Genomic DNA, 18303 nt, shown 5'->3' on the forward strand with positions numbered 1-18303 from the left:
TGCTGTTGCCCATAAACACCTCGGTCATTGCCATCAATTATGGCAACCGGATGTCTACGAAAGGCTGGCCGGTCCACGGCCTCTCAACATACATCTCCACCTGGGGGTCAAATTCGAGCATCAGCGCCTGGCAAAAGTTGACCAGGTCGGCCACCGTTACGGTCCGCCCATTCTTCGGGGACTGAAATACAAAGATTTCGCGGCGGTCGCGCTTGCCGCGTGCTAGCTCGAGAGGGGAATGGGGCAGATGCCCCTCACGGCGGTCTTCGTCCGTCGGTTTGGCGGTCGCGCTTTTTCCTGCGGTCATCATCCTGCTCCTCAGCCGTCGGCTTGCGAACGTCTGCCCGGTCTCGAGATTGGAACAAGGTGCCCATTCAGGTTCGCCTCCGCCATATGAGATGGGGAGGAAATGGGCGCACCCCTCCGCGCGAACGGGAAGTCGCTTGACTTTGTCAAGGAAAAGGGTGAGCCTCAGGGTACAGGCTGAGTTTCACCACCATCTGCTCCAACAGATGTCACTTGCCCCCGCGCCAACGGGGGCAAGTCATTTCCAGGGTTCGGAGATGTTAGTTTCCGGCTCTTGGTACTCTCCTCGGCGCTCGGCGAGCGCATCTTCGGGGACGTCTTGAGTCTGTTCTTGAAACGCTACAAGCCCGGCCCCTTGAGTTTGGGTTGTGGGGCGTCATTCCTGGTTGGGCTTCAGAGCAGCCGCTTCATCTTGCGGGGTGCCAGATACTGCCGGCGGACTGATCGCGGCCCTCAGCCCAACCATCCAGTCGGCGATGTCCATCGCAAAGGCAAATTTGCCGCGGCGGCCGGGCACTTTGAATATCTTCACGGGCAAGGTTCCGCGTGCCTCTGCTTGGCGGAGCGCGTGGCTGGAGCGATAGCCAAGAGCTCGCGGCAAGTTTTCATAGCCGATGAGAGGCCCGAAATGAAAGGTCAATTCTCTTTCGATCTCACGGCGTTCCGGGGCCAGGATTGATTCGTTGGTCCGCTCCGTCATGGCGTGGTCACACCCCGTCGCTTGTGTCCTCCTGATTCTGCCCCTCTAATACGGATGGTGGAAGGAGTAACAAACTCGCGTTTCGTTACCCATCAAAGGTGAATGGGGAGGGGCACGGCCATGGCGCTCAAAGAGATACCCTTTTACGGCGAGGCGCGACTTGCCCGCATGCGTGCAAGCACGAGCATACTTCCCGCCAACCGAGCCGTGCCGTACTGCCTGCGATCACTCAGTGTCGGATTGTGGTTTGAATGCTTGCGAAGCCGAATGGGCCTATCCAGCGCATACGCGCTCGGACAGTCGATATCCCCGGAGCGTCCCGGCTGCCACTCCAATGTGTGGGTGAAATATGCCCATGCGGAACACGTCCCGTCCCAGGCGACGCAGGCAGCAGCCGAGGCGCGCTATCCCGGCTCCCGCATGGTTCTATGTTCACCGGTCTGGGCCGCTCTGAATGTCCACGAGGCACTTGGCGGTTGTGGAGAATCAATACTCATGTCGCTCAGTGCACCTGTGCAACTGGAAGTGTTCAGCGGAGCGAGCTTGCGAGCCGGCATGTTTGTCCGCCGAGACCGTCGGTTACGAGAGATCACCGAGGGCTTGTGCGGGCTGGGCACTCTGGATAGCCTGGCGGCACTAGTGGTGATGTTGAGGGTCGCCCATGAGCAGGGCAGACGGCATGACTGCTTTGCCTTGGGGCGTGCACTGCACGATTGCCTGCTACTGGTGGGGCAGGATAGTCCCATCCAGCTTATTGCCGAAGAGCTGTTCTGGTACTTCAGCCATTTCGTGCTTCCTTTCACAGGGTGCCGGGGTGTTCGGATTGCATCGTCGCGACGCCGCTTGCTCCTGCAGCATGAGGTTCTCTCCCGCCTCGTACTTGAGCTTGAAGACAGCGGGTTCGACTATCTCCCAGGCATGCGTCACCCGCTCTTGCGGGTAGTCCGCAATCAGCAGCATGCTCCGTCTTCGCGCTTCTTCTCGCCCGGCGTCGGACCCTGCAGCGCAACATCGCGGCAGATGGCGCGGTAGCGCTATCAATACAGAGTCTTGTTGAGACGAGGAGGCACCCAGGATGGTGAGCGCAGAGACTAAAGGCTCGACCGATTACGAAATGAGCCGCTTGTGGTGGGCGGCACGGCTGTCGCAGTCGAGTAGAGGCTCAAGATGATTGCCTATCTTGGTTGGGGGTCGCTGGTATGGCAACCCGACGGTCTACCGGTTCGTGGACAGTGGCTGGCAGACGGGCCAACGGTTTGCGTAGAGTTTTTAAGGCAATCCGGCAATGGACGGCTTACGTTGGTCATGCATGCGGCCGCGTCTGCTGTCACCTCCTTCTGGGTTGAGGCTGGTACCGACGACGAGGGCGACGCCAAGCGAGCCTTGCGTGAGCGGGAAGCCATTCCCTCAAAGAACATGGAGCGACACTTGGGGGTCTGGACACATGGCTGTCCAGCACCGGCGAGTATTCCTGGGCTCGCTGACTGGGCCGCTGCTCGCGGGATTACCACTGTGCTATGGACGGCGCTGCCACCGAAGTTCAACGGGGAAAATCAACGCGTCCCATCAGTGGAAGAAGCAGTTGCCTACCTCGCAAGCCTCTCAGGGCAAACTGCGACGCTCGCAGAAGAGTACGTCCGGCGAGCCCCGCCCCAGATTGACACCGTCTATCGTCGTGAGTTTGCTGCACGTCTAGGCTGGCATCCCCTTCCGAAAGGGAGCTAACTGCGACGTGCGTGTGATAGCCGATGGCCAAACTCCGGCAATGGCCAGCACCGTTTCTCACCTTGGGCCGACTTGGGCCGGAAGGCCCGGCCCTGTCAGCGCTGCCCGGGGCTCCGGCTCAACAACTGGATGAGCAGAAGCCACTTGTGTGTCACTTTGCCGGCGGAGGCAGCACAACGATGAGTGCCATCCATGGGGCGATTGCCAGAACAGTGGCAATGTACGCGTACTTCAAACAGCTGAATTTTGACGAGAGAATCTTGGAATTGCGCCAACATTGACCCAGGAGGTCTTCCTCGAACTCCATCAGCGTACGCTCCGCGCACTTCTGCAAGAACTCGTGCTCGGCCATGCTCGACACCCGTTCAAAGAAGATGAGCGAATTTGACCCGCCTCGCAGTTCCGGAAAATATCCGTACCACAGGTGCCAGAAGCTAACAGTAAGCGGTGTAAGGAACAAAACGCCCACAACCGAGATCAGGGCCGTTAGTTCATCAAGTTTCGGCAGCCGCGTCGCGATCATGGCAAGCATGCCCAGGTTGATACCCAGGCCGACCGAGAGTTTTGTGTCTACACGGGAGAAGAAGCCCAAGACCAAATTCAGCTGCTGCCAAGCGGCACTAACGCGGTCGCTTTGATTTGGCGGGTGGCCGCCAGAATTTTGAGGTTCTTGCACGGGGTGAGTTCTCTGTCTTGAGGGATACGGTTTGTGTTCGTTTGATGGCAGATCGAAGACCGCAGATGTCCAGCGTTCCGCAGCAGCGCGCTCCTGCAGCCGCACAATCCTCAAGGAAAGCTGTGTCGGCCAGCGCACATCGGTGCTGTTCCAAGATGAAAGTGACCAGGGCCGCAGCGTGGTCGCCACATGCAGTGATCGCACCGTCAGGATCGCGGCCACATGGGCAGACTGGGGGTCTCCCGACCAAGGTTTCAGTGCGCGTCGACACCCGAGCAAGGAGTAGTTTGCCGTGCCAGAGCTCGAGCCTCCGCTTCTGAGGGCGCGAATCCTTGCGGACCATGAACTGCCCCGCGAGCACATCTGCCTTGAATGCCGGACCCAGTCGTTCGGCTGCCTGCTCAGCATTGGCCTGATGCTGCGCAGCACGACCGTGCGCGCGGCCGTTCTCCGCTCCAGGAAAGACCCGGCGGGCGTTCGCGCCGATCTGGTAGGTCAGGTACTGGTAGACCGTGGCCCACCAATGCCTCGCTGCTGCTTCGTCTTGGATCCGGCTCGGATTGTCTTCTCCCCAGCCGAGGCAGAAGCTACGGTCACCGTTGATATGCCGATCGGGACAGAACCCCGGCAGCATGCCGGGGTCGGCGATCTCGCGCACTGAGACGTGCTCGCCTGCAACGGAGACGAGCAATCTAAATGCGTACTCGGCTCCGCCGGCCCGAACCACTGTGATCCCAACCAGCCCCCCGACAGGGTCTACGATCAACGTGGCACCGTAGTCCGGTGCCACGCGCTGCAGCAGCTCCAAAGGCCTTGGCGTCACGTCGCGGCCACATGAGGACGGATCGGCTGCGCGAGCGCAGGAGCCACTGCGGGTGCCACTTCAGCGTAGTGTGCCTCCAGTGTTGCCTTCGCCACGCGGTCCCCGGATGCGGCGAGTTCCTCCACCGCTGCGGCATAGTCTAGGTTCGCCGCCTTTCGCTTGTCGGTAAAGACGGTCCGTATCGCGGCGCTGGCGGCCTTGTAGGCATTTTCACCAATGGCCGTCTCCACACCGTCGCAGAGTCGTTGTTGGGCTTCAGATTCCAACACCGCTCGCCCCGTGGCACACCGCAGAAGGCTCCCCTTCATGCCCAGGCGGGAAATGGCAAGGGGGCCAAGTTCGAAGCCAATGGCCAATCCCAGCTCTGCCACTTCCGCGCCTTCGGCGCTCAGTTGCTCTAGGGCAGTGGAGAAACTGCTGCGCAATGCACCCGCGCACTGGGCAGCGGTGCTGACCGTGTCCTGCGCATCTGTCGTCTGTGACGTGCCCTCCAGCAGCACCCCATGAAGGCAGTCGCCAATAAAACGGACACGACGCCCTCCAAAATCCTCGTGTACGACCGCATCCAGCTCAGAGCGCAATACGTGCAGTGTTCGAACCAGATGTTCGGGATCCTCCTCTAAGTGCTTGTCCACGAAGTCGGTGAATCCGTCAATGTCGGCATAGATCGAAACGCCATCAAATCGCCTTGAGTTCGCCGCGCTGAGCAGGGAGAAGTCCAGATCAGAAAGCGGAGGCGTCGGTCGACTGAACTTGAATTCGCCGATAGGGAGCTCGGCCTGTTCATCTTTCCAGAGTTCGATGATGCGCGACTTGGAAATGCCGAGTGCAGCGGCCTCGACGCATGCGGAAATCTGAGCATCGGTCAGCGAAGTGGTGCGGTCCTTGTTGCCGGTCAAGGTAGGCAGTTCAAGCACGGCACGTGCGCCGTGCGTCAGGTAGATGCCTTCAGCCCCTCCATGCCCGGCACACTTGGCCGCCTGATTGGCTGGGGAGCCTAAGAAAAGAGGTTCTCGGCTGGCGCGACGACCATTGTTGACGGCCAACGCCATCCCGCTGTCAATGCCGACACGAACCTGGGCATTGGGGATGTGCGCGTCCGAGTCGCCCGTTTCAGCCAGCACATCGATGGCGAGCTGGGCGATCGCAACCGCGCGCTCGATCCGGGCGCGTTCGTTGGCATCGCCGTACGGCTTGGTCACAACCGCATGCAGCCGCTGGTTGTGAAAGTCCACACGGATGGCATCACTTTCAACGAGGATGCGATGGACGGCGCGGTAGTGCTGATTCAGGAATCGAAGGGCCCGCTTGTGGCAGGTTTCGCCTTCGATGTCAGTGCAGCTAAGCATGTCCGCCAGATTGACGATGTCGATGTAGACATGCGCCCCTTGGACGCGATAGGCGCGATTGACTGGAATATCCACCAGCGAGGTTTCCCGCTTGTAATCGCGGATGTCCACGTCGCGGACTTCGGCGTAACGGGTGGCAATGCGCTTCTTGGTGCGATCTTTTTTCCAGCTGTGTCCCATCGTGCTACTCCCTGCGCCCAAGAGGAGGCCAGGCCGGGCGGGTCGCGTCGCCTACGGCGTGGCTGGCAGCCGGATTCATTCCAGCTCCTTTGGGCGTATATTGGGACCCAGTTCACACTTTCAAGGGGGCAGTATGGGGACTGGGATCGTCGAGCGCCTCGCGGCGGATGATGGCAGGCGACTGATCGCCGCCTTGGCTGAGTTCCGCCTGCTGGCCGGCTTGGACGCGGCCGCAGCCCAGCTGGCACAGGCCGGGGAATTGCTCGACGTGGGGACAGGGCAGGCCTTTATCACTCAGGGCGCCCCAGAGACCGACGTTTTCTTCATTGTCTCCGGCTCCGTGGACGTGCTGGTCAACGGCAAAGTGGTTAATACCCGAAGGGCTGGGGACCACGTCGGCGAAATGGCAGCCATCGAACCGGCGCAACTGCGGGCGGCAACTGTTACTGCACGCGAGCCGACCGTAGTGCTAAAGGTGCCGGAAATCGATTTCAGCAGGATTGCGGATTCACACCCCGTCATCTGGCGGCGGCTGGCCGCGACCCTTTCGCGCCGTCTAAAAGAGCGCAATCACATGATTACCCAACCTCGCGGACAGGTCCGGGTCTTTGTGATGTCGTCGGTGGAGGCGCTCCCTGTCACGCGGTTGCTGGTACAGCACTTCGAGCACGACCCGTTCCTGACGGTGGTATGGGACCACGGGGTGTTCCGCGCCGCCAACTACACACTTGACGAGCTCGAGCGCCAGCTGGAACAGGCAGACTTTGCCATTGCCGTGGCCCACGCGGATGACATGGTCATCAGCCGCGGTGACGAGTGGCCTGTCATGCGCGACAACGTCGTCTTTGAACTGGGTATGTTCATTGGATTCCTGGGGCGTCGGCGCGCCTTCTTGATGGAGCCGCGCGAAGACAAGCTGAAGCTTCCCAGTGATCTCACGGGGCTCACGACCGTCCCCTACCGATACACCCCTGGCCCGGACGCCCGGGCTTTGATTGCACCGGCATGCGAACAAATTCGCTCCCGCATTCTCGAAGCTGGGCCGAGGGACTGACGGTGGCACTGCTGGAAGAGATGACGGCCGCCGTGCAGGCGATAGCACAAACCCGATGGTCTACACGGAGAGGTCAAGTTGTACCCGATCCAGAAGATCTGCGATTGGGCAATGACGCAGTGGAGTTTGATCGTGCCACTGTTTTGTACGCGGACCTGAACGGCTCAACGAATATGGTCGACACCGAAGCCTGGCAGTTGAGTGCAGAGATCTACAAAGCGTTCCTGCACTGTGCAGCGACGATCATCAGGAAAGAGGGCGGCAAGATCACCTCCTACGACGGAGATCGTGTCATGGGCATCTGGGTGGGTGACCGGCAAGCCACGCCGGCGGCTAAGGCCGGGTTGAAAATCAACTATGCGGTCAAGATGATCGTCATGCCAGCGTTGAAACAGCAGTACCCCGACTGGACAGGTACCGTGAGGCATGTCGTCGGAATCGACAGCAGCCCAATCCGAGCTGCTCGCACGGGTATTCGAGGCGGCAACGACATCGTCTGGGTTGGACGCGCGGCCAATCATGCGGCCAAGCTCACGGACCTGGACCTTGCCCCGTCAACCTGGATTACCGATGAGGTGTTCATCCGGTTGGCTGATGAGTTGAAGTACGGTGGAACGCCGCCGACTCTGATGTGGGAGGCGTTCCGCTGGAACCGGCAGGGTGGTCGCCGCATTCACGGATCAGACTGGGCTTGGCGCGTCTAAAGCGCCCTCTGCGGACCCGGCATTCGCAGGGCCAGCATGGCAGGGAAAGGGCGCACTGTTAGAGGCCGATTTCATGGCGCGGGAGTCAGGCAGCCGAGTCCTGCCCTCCGATGAGTGCGCGCCGGGAGAGGAACCCGCTGCCATTGCGGAGCTCTGGCAGAGGTTCATCTACGCACCGGCCCCTAGCGCCGCATTGATCTCAGCGAAGGCCTTCTCAAAGCGCTCCAGCGTTTCATTGATGGCCGTAGTTTCCGCGGCCAGCACGTGCTGATTCTGGATGAGCCAGTTGGCGGGAGTGAAATGATCCAGGGGCGGAACGGAAGCCCCCATGACATTAAACAGTGCTTCGGCCTGTTTGACCTGGCGCGTCAGGGCACCGTCTTGGCTGAACTGCCGGGCGGAAATTTGCCCTTTTCCCTTCAGACCGTAGGCACCGTTGAGGATGTCGGCGAAGACGGCGGGTGCGAAGAAGTCCTCAATGTCGCTCTCCGCCTTTCCGGTGAAATCCGTGGCTACCAAGACGCCGGAAGTCTTCATGATCTGAGACTCCCTCAGCCGCTGCACCTTGCCTTTATCGCCATTGCCGTAGTCACACAAGGCGACCATGTGGATGCCCTTGCCAGAGAAGAGCGAGGCGAACGATTGCACTTTGTCTATGCCGCCTGTGGGGCAGATCACCCACCGGCTGTCCAAGCCTTGGCGCTTGCGTTGCTTGAGCGCGTGCGATGCCGCCTGAAGATAGAGCACATCCGAAGGTCCTTCGACCAACAGGGTATGCGCTCCCACAAACAGGCTTTGGGTAACCTCGTAACCGAGATGGGCCTGAAGGGGGAACAGCGTGTCCTGATCGACGCTCAGGACGTCCGCGGAGACCTGTGTGCCCTTAACGGTGGGGCGGCGACGCTGGTCGTAGGTGACAACGTCCTCGACGACGCGAACGTCCGCAAGACGATCGGCCGGCACCATAAAGGGCGAGTGGGTGCTGTAGATGACCTGGTGGTCGGGGAGTAGACGCTCAATGATGTAGCGGAGCAGATCAGCTTGCGCCTTTCCATGTAGCGTCAATCCAGGCTCATCCAGAAGGATGATCGCACCGGGGTTCCTCTTTCGCATCTGCTTGAACTGCGACAGGAAGGAGAAGAACCAGACGAATCCGGCGCTGCGCTCAGCCAGGGGCACCGAAACCTTGTGGTTGTCATTCCGAATGCGGATTTTGGCAACAGTCCCGCTATTGAAGGGGGCGGGATCCTCGGAGAGGCCTTGGGCAAGCGCTATCTCTACACTGAGCGCGTCGTTCTGACTCCAAAACTCGAAGATCTCATCGGTAATTTCATTGGAGGCGGCTTGGCAACGTGCGTTGAGCTCTTCCAGGCGTGTGCTGGACTGCATCGCTGACCGACGTCCCGGCGTACTCGAGGAAGTCGAGGAAAATCTGGTCACCCGGGGAGATCGTCGCGCCGCTTTGGGTGTCACGAGACAGCTTGTCCAGCGATATCTCCCCGGACATGCGATCAAAGTGAGAGGTATAGAAGAACGCCGGCATCCTTTTCTGCAGGATATCGATGGCCGCCAGCACTGGTTTCCCCTTGCGGAAGCCGCTGATGGACCGCTTGACCGCCTGCAATTGGTCAGACGGCTCGGGGTGCGCATCTATCTCGACCACGAGTCGATCCAGCAATATCTTGGAAAACTTCTCCCGCTCTTCGCCTGCCACACCGTGCTGGTCGAGCAGAAACGCGCGCACCACGTTGGGATCGACGTGAATGCTCCAAGTGCTGTGGCCACTGTAATCTGTCGTTACGTCAACGGTCGTACTACTTAACGCGCCGGCACCCAGGACGTCGGCGACCGCCTTTTGGTCTTCGTGGCTGAGCTCCCAGGTCAGGGTGGCAACCGGTGCGGGTTCGTCGTCGTGGCGTTCCTCATACCGCGTGAGGAAGCGGCGGGGGTAATCGCGCACCGTGTCGTAAGCAAACTGGTCGGCGATGGGACGGGTACCAAACAACGCCGTCAGAATTGCAGTCTTGCCCGCCTCGTTCTTACCGACCAAGCAGGTCAGCTCTCCGACATCGAACGTTCCGGAATCCTCTGCAGAACGGAAGTTTCGGATCCGTGCCTTGACTAGCTTCATGCTGCCCCCTGATTCCTGCCGTGGATGGTGCGCGTCTTGTGCAGGATAGGGCCCGAGCGGGGCACATTCAACGCGCACTGCTGGCCGCTCGGGCCGGAGGCTCAGTCCTCATCCATCAGGCGCGCGGCGGGGTTGCTGCCGACGCCGCCCTGCTGGAAATATCCGATCACGCTGGCCACGGAGCGGTGATCGGTCATCGCCATCAGCGCCGGCAGGGCCACCCCACGCCGCGCACCTTCGGTAACAAAGCCCGAGCGCAGGCTGTGGCCGGCAAAGTCCCCGTCCAGACCGGCCAACCGCGCCCGGTCCTTAACGATGGCGGCGACCGCCTTGCCGCTGAGCGCGCCGCCCAATGACCGTGGCCAGACGCGCCGGAACAGGGGGCCGTCGGTAATCTCGGCCACGTCCAGCCAGTCCTGCAGTGCGGTGGCTGCCTCTCCCAGGATGGGCTTGTCGGGGCTGCTGCCAACCACTGGCCCGGACTGCAAGGTTTTTCCGTGATCCAAGCGATAGGTGTAGCCGCCTTCGGGCAGTCGGGTGAGGTGATTCACCGTCGCCTCGGCGACTTCGCTGCGGCGGCGCCCGCCGCTAGCAAAGGCAAAGTAGAGCAGGGCGCGATCGCGCTTCCCCTTGAGCGAGGTGTCGCAGGTGGCCGCCATTGCGCGCAGATCTGCGGCTGACAGCGCGGTCTTCTTGGCCGGGCGCTCGCCTCGTTTGTGAGAAGCCCTGCGCCCCTTGGACAGTAGGGTCCTCACGGCGCGATCCTCGCAAGGGTTGTCTTGGCGGGCCTGCTTGTGGGCCGCCGACAAGACCGCCACCCGGTGGACCAGGCTGGAGAACGCCAGCGGCCCAGGCTTCTTCTTCAGGCCCGCATGCACCAAGGCACTATCCAAGTCTGCAGGCAGATCCCAACGAAGCCCCAAATCGCCTGAGCGCCCCATGTGATCCACGATGAACTGAACCACTGCCGCCGGGGGGACGGGTAGGGCGATGGGCCTGCCATAGCGCCCTTCGAACCAGCCCGCCCAATAGCGCAGGGCGCCGGCGTAGCTGCGAATGGTGTTAGGCGCTTCGGCCTCCTGCAGGATGTCTCGCACCGCTTCTGCGGCGGAAGTGGCCAGCCGCTCCGGAACCAGCCCCGAAACGAGTTCCCCTGACGCAGCAGTGATATTATTCATATGTACTATGTATTGTGCACTATGATTAGGTTGAGCTACATCTGATAAATATGCCTTATCAGACATGGCCTGCCAATTCTCACCGTTCCGCAGAAGGACACCCAATGGCCAAGGGCATCAGCGAACTGGATGTGCACCAGGCAGCGGACGACATCATCGCCGCCGGCGAACGTCCCACCGTCGAGCGAATCCGAGCCCACTTGGGCACCGGCTCGCCCAACACCGTCACGCGTTGGCTGGAGACCTGGTGGCAGACCGTAGGCTTTCGCCTGCGCCAGCGCGCCATTGAGGCGGCGGTTCCAGGCATCCCAGAGCGGGTAGCTCACCTGAGCCAGCGTTTGTGGCAGGCCGCGCTGCAGGATGCCGGCGAGCTCGCTCAGACCCAGCTGGAGTCGACCAGGCACGCACTGGAGGAACGCGAGCGCCTGCTGGAGGAGGACCGGGTGGCCCTGACGCTGGCGATTGAGGCCAGCCAGAAGCGCGAAAGGGAGGCTCAGGTCCAGACTCAGGCCGCCGCCACCACCGCGGAGCAGTTGGCGGCACAGGTCTCCCAGATGACGGCACAAGTACAAGACCTGCTGCGCCAACGCGATGGAGCCTATGGACGGGCGGAGCGACTCGAGCAGGAACTGGATGCCGTACGCCGCAGTCTGGGCGAGGCCGCGGCCGCTCACGAAGAAGAGAGGAGGGCGCTCCAGGCGCACGTCAGGGCAGTGGAGGATCGTGCCCATACGGAGGTTGACCGGCATCGCCAGGCGTTGCGGTCAGCCGAGCAGGAGTGGGGGCGGGAGCGCATGGCCTTGGCCACCTCATTGCGAGAGAGCGAGCAACAAGCCATTGCTGCTGCCAACCGCGAGCAACAGGCATTGCGCCGACTGGAAGGCGTGAACGCGCGGGCTGATGGCTTGGAGGCGCAGCTGACGTCACTGAAGGAAACCACTCGGCAAGTTACCGAGGCACTCCGACAAGGGAGAGCGAACACGGCAACGCCAAGCAGGCAAAGCAAGCCACGCCGCACCGCGCCCAGAAGAGTGGGCGAGCCGACACAAGAACCCAATAGCAGGAAATCTAAGACTTGAGGCCATCCATTCGATCAAGGCTTCTTTCCCCGAAAGACTTGGAGGACGTACACGCCCCCCCCCAAAGTTCATCCTCGACCGCGCCCGAGAGCACGGCGCGACAGGCCCCGTACGAACGGTAGAAACCAGCACGCCGGAGGAGGAACGCCATGAAGCAGGGAAGAACTGACAGAGATTGGGCGGTGGTCGCTGTGATGACCTTTGCCGCAGGAGCCGTCTTGACTTGGGCACTCATGAGCAAGCCGAGTCCCAAATCCGCCACGTTAGCGCTTGACTGGCCGGCGTGGGTGCAAGCGATCGGCAGCATCGCAGCCATCATCGCCGCGGGACTGATCCCCCTTTGGCACGCCAGAGTCAGGAGACGGGAGGTCACACAGTCCCTCATAGAGCTGATTTCCTATGCGCGATTTCCAGCGACACTGATGCTGGCGCAGTTCGAGGGAGGATTCGGCGGCCCCCGGCTGATCTTGGCGCATCTGACCCAGCTTCATAAGGCTTTCGATTCAGTCAACTATGTTGACGTGCCGAACCGATCCTTGGCGATTGCGCTGCAGCAATCAGCAACGGCTGTGAGTGCACTTAAGGAGATCCAGGAACTCTTTCTGAGAAAAGAAGAGATGAAAAAGGGGCGGGGGAGCGAGATCGTTAAAAAGTACCTGCTCATGCTCGATAGAGCCGTCGAAGAAGCAATCAAGGCAACCGGTCAGCGGCCTCGAGACTTCAACTACGACACAATCGTGCTGCCTAATGAATAGCCCATGCAAATGCTGTTCGTTACAACTACGCGGTAATAGTCACAAACCTCTCTCTAGTAATCCACTGCCGAGGGCTATCCGGCAAATCGTGCGGAGTCGGAGGGAGTAGCTGGCGTCTGAACGGGGGAACTCGCCTGGCGATGTAGCAGGGGCCTGGTGCACTGGACTGTAACAGAGCAGTTTCACTGTCACCGCGCCTTGTTACGGTAAAGAACCTCCGTTACATTCGCTGCTATGAACGACCTCGACGCCGCAGCCCGCTATCTTCAGGGTCTACTACCCGACATGGTCGGTGAGCTCGAGCCCTGGCCCAGCTCCAAGACGCGCGGCTTACCCCACTTCCTCGCCACCCTATTCGGCCTGGCCGAGCTTGACCTGCTCGGCCACAGGGTGCTGCTGGCCACCGTCCCGGCGCAGACGGAACCGTTGCCACCTTTGCGGCTGATCGCGCAGGTGCATCGATTGGCGGAAAAGGCCGGCTTGAGGGTCATTCTCGTGCTCTCCGGCGTTTCGCCCTACATTCGCTCCAAGCTCATCGAGTCTCGGGTGGATTTCGTTGTGCCTGGTAGCCAACTGTTCGCTCCGAGCTTCCTGATGAGCTTACGCGAGCGCGATTCGTCTCCAAGGGTGCTCACATCCGCTGGGGAGCGGTTGAGCCATCCGGCACAAGCGGTTCTGATCGCGGCCCTGTTGCGGCCCGACTTGGAGGAGCGCGGCATCCCTGGCAGCGTCCCGTGGGTGCCGCTCGACCTGGCGCGCGAGGCAGGCTACTCACGCATGACTGCCTCGCGGGTCGCCCGTGAACTGGTGGCGGCTAACCTCGTCAGCGCCCAGCGCGAGGGGCGGGAGACGAAGCTACGGTTCTTGAAAGCGCGCCGCTCCTTGTGGGCGGTCGCGCTGCCGCGGCTGCGCTCGCCGGTGCTGCGCACCACTTGCATCGGCAAAAGTGGCTTGGACATGCTGCTGGCCGATCATTGTCGTGCTGCGGGAGAAACCGGCCTGTCCGTTCTCACCGAACTGGCGGCGCCATCGCGTCCGATCGCTGCGATCGGACGAGACTGCTTCCGTCGGCATCCGGAGCCGGAATGGTTTCCCGTGGCCGGCGAGGGCTATGCAGACGTGCAGCATTGGGCGTACTCCACCCGCCTGGGTGGCGCGGGCACCGTCGTGGACCCGTTGTCGCTGTACCTGTCCTTGCAGGGACAGGGCGACCCGAGGCTGAACGGCGCGCTGCGGGACCTGCTCGATGAGGTCTTCGTCTGATCGCAGGCGCGCGGGAGCTCGGCGAGTGGTGCCTGAACTCCGGTACCAGTCCGCGGTCATCGGGGCCGTTGCGCTGGCCGTCGTAACGCAGGAAGCGAAGCGGCAAGTGGGGCCACGAAGGATCTGGAACGTGGTGCTGAGCGTGGAGGCGCTGACGCTTGCGTTCGGCCAGCGGTTCTCGGGGGGATATCGAGGCAGCGGCTACGAGGTGCGCCAGCCCTCGGACCGACACTCAACGTTCTATCGCTTCCGGCGGCCTGCGCCCAGAAACTGCAGGAGTGGCCGACGGGTCGTTTCGACCTGATCGTCTGCAGCGGGATGGACGACTAACCCGGGCCGGATGCCCTGCTCGAACTGCGTGACGGTGCGCATGGGGCGACGAAGGACGGTAGCCTGCTGGTGGCTTGCCAATGGCTGCCCATCCTTCAAGTAGCAATGCCTTGGGCGCATGCGCTGGCTAGGATTGTGCCGCGCTGAATCTGCTTCTGGCCGGCAGACGATCACCCTCGAAGTCGCAGGGCTAGGACAACTGATCTCAATCATGGAGGGATAGATGTGGCCTAACCCTTAACAACTCCGTGAGGGCGGCTTACATCGCATCCACAGTGATGCCATGAAGGATCATTGAAGCATGCTGGGACGCAAGTTTGTCCAGCGCAGGTGCATGCGGACTCGAGGTCCCGAACAGCTCGTGGAACAGCACACCCATTACGATCGGAGCCATGATTGAAAAGGCCATGAGATTTGAGTCGCCGGCGCGGACGGTCCCCTTGGCCTGCGCCCGCTCGACAGCGCTTGCCACCAGCCGGATCATGCGAGATGCAACTTCGTCATGCCAGATCCTCGCAAGCTCAGGAAACATTCGGCTCTCCGATAGCACCATTCGCAATGCTGCAGACAAGCGGGCATCGCCACCTGATGAGACCGCTCGCTGGAGGAGCGTCGGGATTAGCTCCTCAATCGACCCGTCGAAGGTCGCCTGTGCCGTCTCAAGGCCTTCCAGATTTGTGGAGATCAACTGGCGCGCTGCGGCTCGAAACAGCTCTTCCTTGGTTTCAAAGTAGAGGTAGATCGTGCCCTTCGCGACTCGTGCGCGCTTCGCGATATCAGAGAGCTTTGCGGCAGCAAAGCCGTTCTCAAGGAAAACATCTACCGCAGCGTCTACAATCTCGGGCGGCCGCGCCTCCTTGCGACGACTCCACTTAGGTTGCATCTCGCTCACGTGCTCAATCTCTTGCCCATGCGGGAATCCCAATAGCGCTGCAGCTCGTCTAGGGACTGCGTTGGCTGTGCCAATCCCACCCAAGTGTCAGGCCGCAGAACGTAGACAGCGTCCTGCTGACGTCCAGCGCGGCCATGTTCTTCGTGCCAGGTAAACTCGCGAAGAGCCATGCCGCGGCTGTCGCACCAGCCCTTTAGTTCAGTACTGGCTGGTCCATAGACATGGACCTGCCAGCCGATTTGCTCTGAGATCGCGTAGTTGTCCTCACCACGCGTCTTCACCCAGGGCAGGCGATCGCCGCCTTCAATCTTTCCAGCCTTGCCCTGGCTCAAGGGGCTATGCGATCTACAGCATCATCATGATCAACGTTGTCTTCCACGTGATCCCGCTGATTCTCGGGGTCGGCTACGGCGCGGGAACGCTAACTGCGATCATCATCTTCATCCCCCTCTGCGCTTGGATGATCTACACATCCTTTGGCGCGGGTCGTATGAGCTATCGAGCACTAGCCCTTTTGGTTGGTGCGGGAGTGTTGTTCCATGCCCTACTCACTATTCCGATGATTCTCCTGCTGCAAGGTGCAATCTCAGAGACGTCCGTAGTCATGATTCAGGTAGCCAACCCCTTTGTGCTGATGGTCATCTTGTCGGCGGCGGAGCGCTCGCGCTTGAGCATGCCGGCAAGGCAGCGTCGGCCAAGTGCCTCTCGCTAGCTCGAGTCTTCTTCGGCGCCTAGTCAGACCTCCCATCCCGTCTCGCTCACGCAGCCGCTTCGGTGACCCCTGGCGGACAAGGCGGAGCAACTTTAATGGTGCCTGTCCCCGCCTGTGTTGAGGCGGGGTAGCAGCTTGCAATGGCGTTAGGGATTCTCGATGGGAGCCAGATCATTTGCCCCTATTGCTCGATGGAGGAGGGGGCTGGCTCGCTCCTATTGAGCCGACGCCTTGCCCGGGCCTTTGTATCTGCTCAGCCAATAGCTGTAAGGCGTGGGTAGCACGCTGGCTGGGAGCTCCTGGCCAAGCGCAATGGCCATTTGGTACGGATAGTGCGGATTGGATAGGTGGGCCCGCCCGATCATCACTAGGTCAACCTGACAGTCCGCTACAACGCGCTCGGCAGTCTGTGGATCATCGATGCACCAACCTGTGGCCACCGGAAGCCCAGTTTCATTAGCAAATCGCTCAGCAAGGGGTGCCAGGAACGCCTGTGTACCCCATGGGACGCGGCCACCAAGAGCACTGAAGCCAATGCTCACGTTGAGCAGATCAAGCCCCAACTCTCGCATTTCTTTGCCAATCTCAATGGAGTCGACCAGTGCTTGGCCATCGCGCGAGTTGTACTCCACAACTCCAAAGCGCGCGGTCAGCGGCAGATGCTCGGGCCAAACCTTACGGACGGCCGCCAATGTCTCCAGCAGGAAGCGTGCTCTGTTCTCCGCACTGCCACCGTAGCGATCCTCCCGCTTGTTGCTGTCGGGGCTGAAGAAGCTCTGCGCCAGATAGCCATGAGCGAAGTGAAGCTCCAGCCATTCAAATCCTGCAGCAAGCGCACGCTTGGCTGCAGCGACGAAATCCGCTTGAACGCGATGAATGTCCTCAACCGTCATCTCGTTGGGAACTCTATCGAGCGAGCCGCCAAAGGCGATCGGCGAGGGACCAAGGATCGCCCATCCTGCGGGATCATCGGCTGCGATGTGGTCATCGCCTTGCCATGGCCGATTTGCACTAGCCTTGCGCCCTGCGTGGCCGATCTGGATGCCAGCTACGGCACCGCCTTGCTTGATGGCAGAAGCGATGGCTGCCATTCCTGGAATTTGCTCATCACCCCACAGGCCAGCACATCCCGGGGTGATGCGTCCTTCCGGAGACACGGCGGTAGCCTCGACAATCACGAGCCCAGCGCCTCCGCGCGCAAGCGCGGCATAGTGGCTGAGATGCCAATCGTTGATACGGCCGTCCTCCGCACTGTACTGGCACATGGGCGGCACCGCGATACGATTCTTAAGAGTGACACCTTTGAGCTCGAATGGGCTAAACAGGGCAGACATAAACGGGGCTTTGGGGAGAGCAAGAGGAGCAAGCACGGGGATTTACTCCGGCTTAGGACGTTGACTTGGCGGCTCGAGCTGCTTCCACCAGGCCGTCCAGCCAATCCTGGTGACCATTGATCATTGGATTCGGCTTGGCCAGACGCAGGGCTTCTGCAGGCTGTCCCTTCTGCGTCTCCTGCGTGAGGATCCGCACTCGGCCACCATCAAGGTCTTCGACAATCCACGCATGATGAACGTCAAGTCGATCGGCAGACCCGGGCTCACCGGCCCAGCCATGCCAAGCGATCCGGCCCGGACCCTCGGAGGTAGGAGCCTCATGCTCGACGCATTGAGCCTCCACGGGAAGCCAAAGGTTTCAAAGTAGAATCGATCCCCGTTTCGCAACAGAGGGCCGGCGCCATCGTGGAAGCGCACATTGGCTGAATTTCCGTAGTAGGTCGGCCACAGACGTGGCTCTTCAAGCAACGGCCAAACATCAGCTGCGGCAAGGCCGAGGACGATCAGCTCATTCGAGACAAAGTTTTCGGTGTAACCAGGAAGGTAGCCTTCCGGCCAACGAATGCCGTTCATTTTCATCATATGCTCCTTAGGGCTAGCGGCGCGGCTCGCCGATGAATCGTTAAAATTACGTTCGCCAGCTTCTAACTTGCAGACCTCTGACTTCTACAGCCGAGACACTTGCTCCGTACCGTCGTGTCTCAGTTTGGCGAGGACTGCCTGGCAGTCGAAAGCTGGCTGAGGGTGTGCGTGGAGCTAGACGTACGCGCCAGCTGAATACGTAAGCTCGTAGCTGTGGCTGTAGATCTCCAGGATGTTGCCCAGCGGATCCTCCATGTAAACCATCCGATAGGGCTTCTCCCCTGGGAAGTACTCTCGAACCGGCATTCGCTGCTTTCCACCAGCTGCCACAATCCGAGCGGCCAGGCCTTCAACGTCCGGATCCTGAATACAGAAGTGGAAGACGCCCGACTTCCAGTACTCGAAGTTGTTCGCGGGACGCTCGGCGTTATTGAACTGGAAGATTTCGACTCCTGGACCGGCCAGAGTTCTGTAGACACTCAGTTGCCGCTCTGCGCGTAGCGCCTTTCAAACTCTACCGGTGACACGCC

General features: G+C 60.8%; 18 protein-coding genes. 6 read left to right on the forward strand and 12 right to left on the reverse strand.

Annotation, left to right across the window (positions count from 1 at the left end):
* Positions 1-37 precede the first annotated feature (37 nt).
* The 5 genes from O0J73_RS14945 to O0J73_RS14965 all read right to left on the reverse strand — a co-directional run bounded on the left by O0J73_RS14945 (position 38) and on the right by O0J73_RS14965 (position 5759).
* Positions 38-307 (reverse strand): hypothetical protein, encoded by a 270-nt coding sequence (locus O0J73_RS14945; protein WP_308309042.1) that lies wholly within the window; start codon positions 305-307, stop codon positions 38-40.
* Between the two features lie 375 nt (positions 308-682).
* On the reverse strand, positions 683-1006 hold the full coding sequence (locus tag O0J73_RS14950; RefSeq protein ID WP_024956858.1) for a hypothetical protein: 324 nt from the start codon (positions 1004-1006) through the stop codon (positions 683-685).
* Between the two features lie 720 nt (positions 1007-1726).
* Entirely contained in the window at positions 1727-1966 is a 240-nt protein-coding gene (locus tag O0J73_RS14955; protein ID WP_126412177.1) for a hypothetical protein, read from the reverse strand.
* A gap of 916 nt (positions 1967-2882) precedes the next feature.
* Positions 2883-3629, reverse strand: coding sequence for a Pycsar system effector family protein (locus O0J73_RS14960; protein WP_128990601.1), 747 nt, complete (start codon positions 3627-3629; stop codon positions 2883-2885).
* A gap of 597 nt (positions 3630-4226) precedes the next feature.
* Entirely contained in the window at positions 4227-5759 is a 1533-nt protein-coding gene (locus O0J73_RS14965) for an adenylate/guanylate cyclase domain-containing protein (RefSeq protein ID WP_043033494.1), read from the reverse strand.
* 133 nt (positions 5760-5892) lie between these two features.
* Here O0J73_RS14965 and O0J73_RS14970 point away from each other — a divergent pair, with 133 nt between their 5' ends.
* Together O0J73_RS14970 and O0J73_RS14975 are read left to right on the forward strand one after the other, a co-directional pair.
* A complete protein-coding gene (locus O0J73_RS14970) occupies positions 5893-6813 on the forward strand; it encodes a TIR domain-containing protein (RefSeq protein ID WP_088428977.1) in 921 nt (306 codons plus the stop codon).
* 2 nt (positions 6814-6815) lie between these two features.
* On the forward strand, positions 6816-7517 hold the full coding sequence (locus O0J73_RS14975) for an adenylate/guanylate cyclase domain-containing protein (protein WP_024956864.1): 702 nt from the start codon (positions 6816-6818) through the stop codon (positions 7515-7517).
* A gap of 168 nt (positions 7518-7685) precedes the next feature.
* On the opposite strand, the gene O0J73_RS14980 is transcribed toward O0J73_RS14975, so the two are convergent.
* The 3 genes from O0J73_RS14980 to O0J73_RS14990 form a co-directional block, all read right to left on the reverse strand.
* Positions 7686-8906: an AAA family ATPase gene (locus tag O0J73_RS14980; protein WP_308309044.1), complete on the reverse strand. Its 1221-nt coding sequence runs from the start codon at positions 8904-8906 to the stop codon at positions 7686-7688.
* A complete protein-coding gene (locus O0J73_RS14985) occupies positions 8848-9648 on the reverse strand; it encodes an AAA family ATPase (protein WP_308309045.1) in 801 nt (266 codons plus the stop codon). Before O0J73_RS14985 ends, O0J73_RS14980 begins: the two co-directional genes overlap by 59 nt.
* 101 nt (positions 9649-9749) lie before the next feature.
* A complete protein-coding gene (locus O0J73_RS14990) occupies positions 9750-10826 on the reverse strand; it encodes a site-specific integrase (protein ID WP_049453654.1) in 1077 nt (358 codons plus the stop codon).
* Between the two features lie 104 nt (positions 10827-10930).
* On the opposite strand from O0J73_RS14990, the gene O0J73_RS14995 reads away from it, so the two are divergent.
* The 3 genes from O0J73_RS14995 to O0J73_RS15005 all read left to right on the forward strand — a co-directional run bounded on the left by O0J73_RS14995 (position 10931) and on the right by O0J73_RS15005 (position 13923).
* Positions 10931-11905: a DNA-binding protein gene (locus tag O0J73_RS14995; RefSeq protein ID WP_049402764.1), complete on the forward strand. Its 975-nt coding sequence runs from the start codon at positions 10931-10933 to the stop codon at positions 11903-11905.
* 149 nt (positions 11906-12054) lie between these two features.
* Complete coding sequence (locus tag O0J73_RS15000) at positions 12055-12660, forward strand: hypothetical protein (protein WP_033836002.1); 606 nt, start codon at positions 12055-12057, stop codon at positions 12658-12660.
* 234 nt (positions 12661-12894) lie between these two features.
* The gene (locus tag O0J73_RS15005) at positions 12895-13923 is read left to right on the forward strand and encodes a hypothetical protein (protein ID WP_049402763.1); all 1029 of its coding nucleotides are present in this window, start codon (positions 12895-12897) and stop codon (positions 13921-13923) included.
* Between the two features lie 589 nt (positions 13924-14512).
* Here O0J73_RS15005 and O0J73_RS15010 read toward each other — a convergent pair.
* Together O0J73_RS15010 and O0J73_RS15015 are read right to left on the reverse strand one after the other, a co-directional pair.
* Positions 14513-15136: a TetR/AcrR family transcriptional regulator gene (locus O0J73_RS15010; RefSeq protein WP_308309047.1), complete on the reverse strand. Its 624-nt coding sequence runs from the start codon at positions 15134-15136 to the stop codon at positions 14513-14515.
* A gap of 5 nt (positions 15137-15141) precedes the next feature.
* On the reverse strand, positions 15142-15477 hold the full coding sequence (locus O0J73_RS15015; protein WP_308309046.1) for a hypothetical protein: 336 nt from the start codon (positions 15475-15477) through the stop codon (positions 15142-15144).
* A 26-nt stretch (positions 15478-15503) separates the two neighbouring features.
* On the opposite strand from O0J73_RS15015, the gene O0J73_RS15020 reads away from it, so the two are divergent.
* The gene (locus O0J73_RS15020) at positions 15504-15857 is read left to right on the forward strand and encodes a hypothetical protein (protein ID WP_043033501.1); all 354 of its coding nucleotides are present in this window, start codon (positions 15504-15506) and stop codon (positions 15855-15857) included.
* Positions 15858-16072: 215 nt separating this feature from the next.
* On the opposite strand, the gene O0J73_RS15025 is transcribed toward O0J73_RS15020, so the two are convergent.
* Together O0J73_RS15025 and O0J73_RS15030 are read right to left on the reverse strand one after the other, a co-directional pair.
* Positions 16073-17191, reverse strand: a complete 1119-nt coding sequence (locus tag O0J73_RS15025) for an NADH:flavin oxidoreductase/NADH oxidase (RefSeq protein WP_049402762.1) — start codon at positions 17189-17191, stop codon at positions 16073-16075.
* Between the two features lie 120 nt (positions 17192-17311).
* Positions 17312-17770, reverse strand: a complete 459-nt coding sequence (locus tag O0J73_RS15030; RefSeq protein ID WP_229298441.1) for a hypothetical protein — start codon at positions 17768-17770, stop codon at positions 17312-17314.
* Positions 17771-18303 lie beyond the last annotated feature (533 nt).

The sequence above is a fragment of the Stenotrophomonas sp. Sm6012 genome, assembly GCF_030985895.1.
In the GTDB taxonomy this organism is placed as follows: Bacteria; Pseudomonadota; Gammaproteobacteria; order Xanthomonadales; family Xanthomonadaceae; genus Stenotrophomonas; species Stenotrophomonas forensis.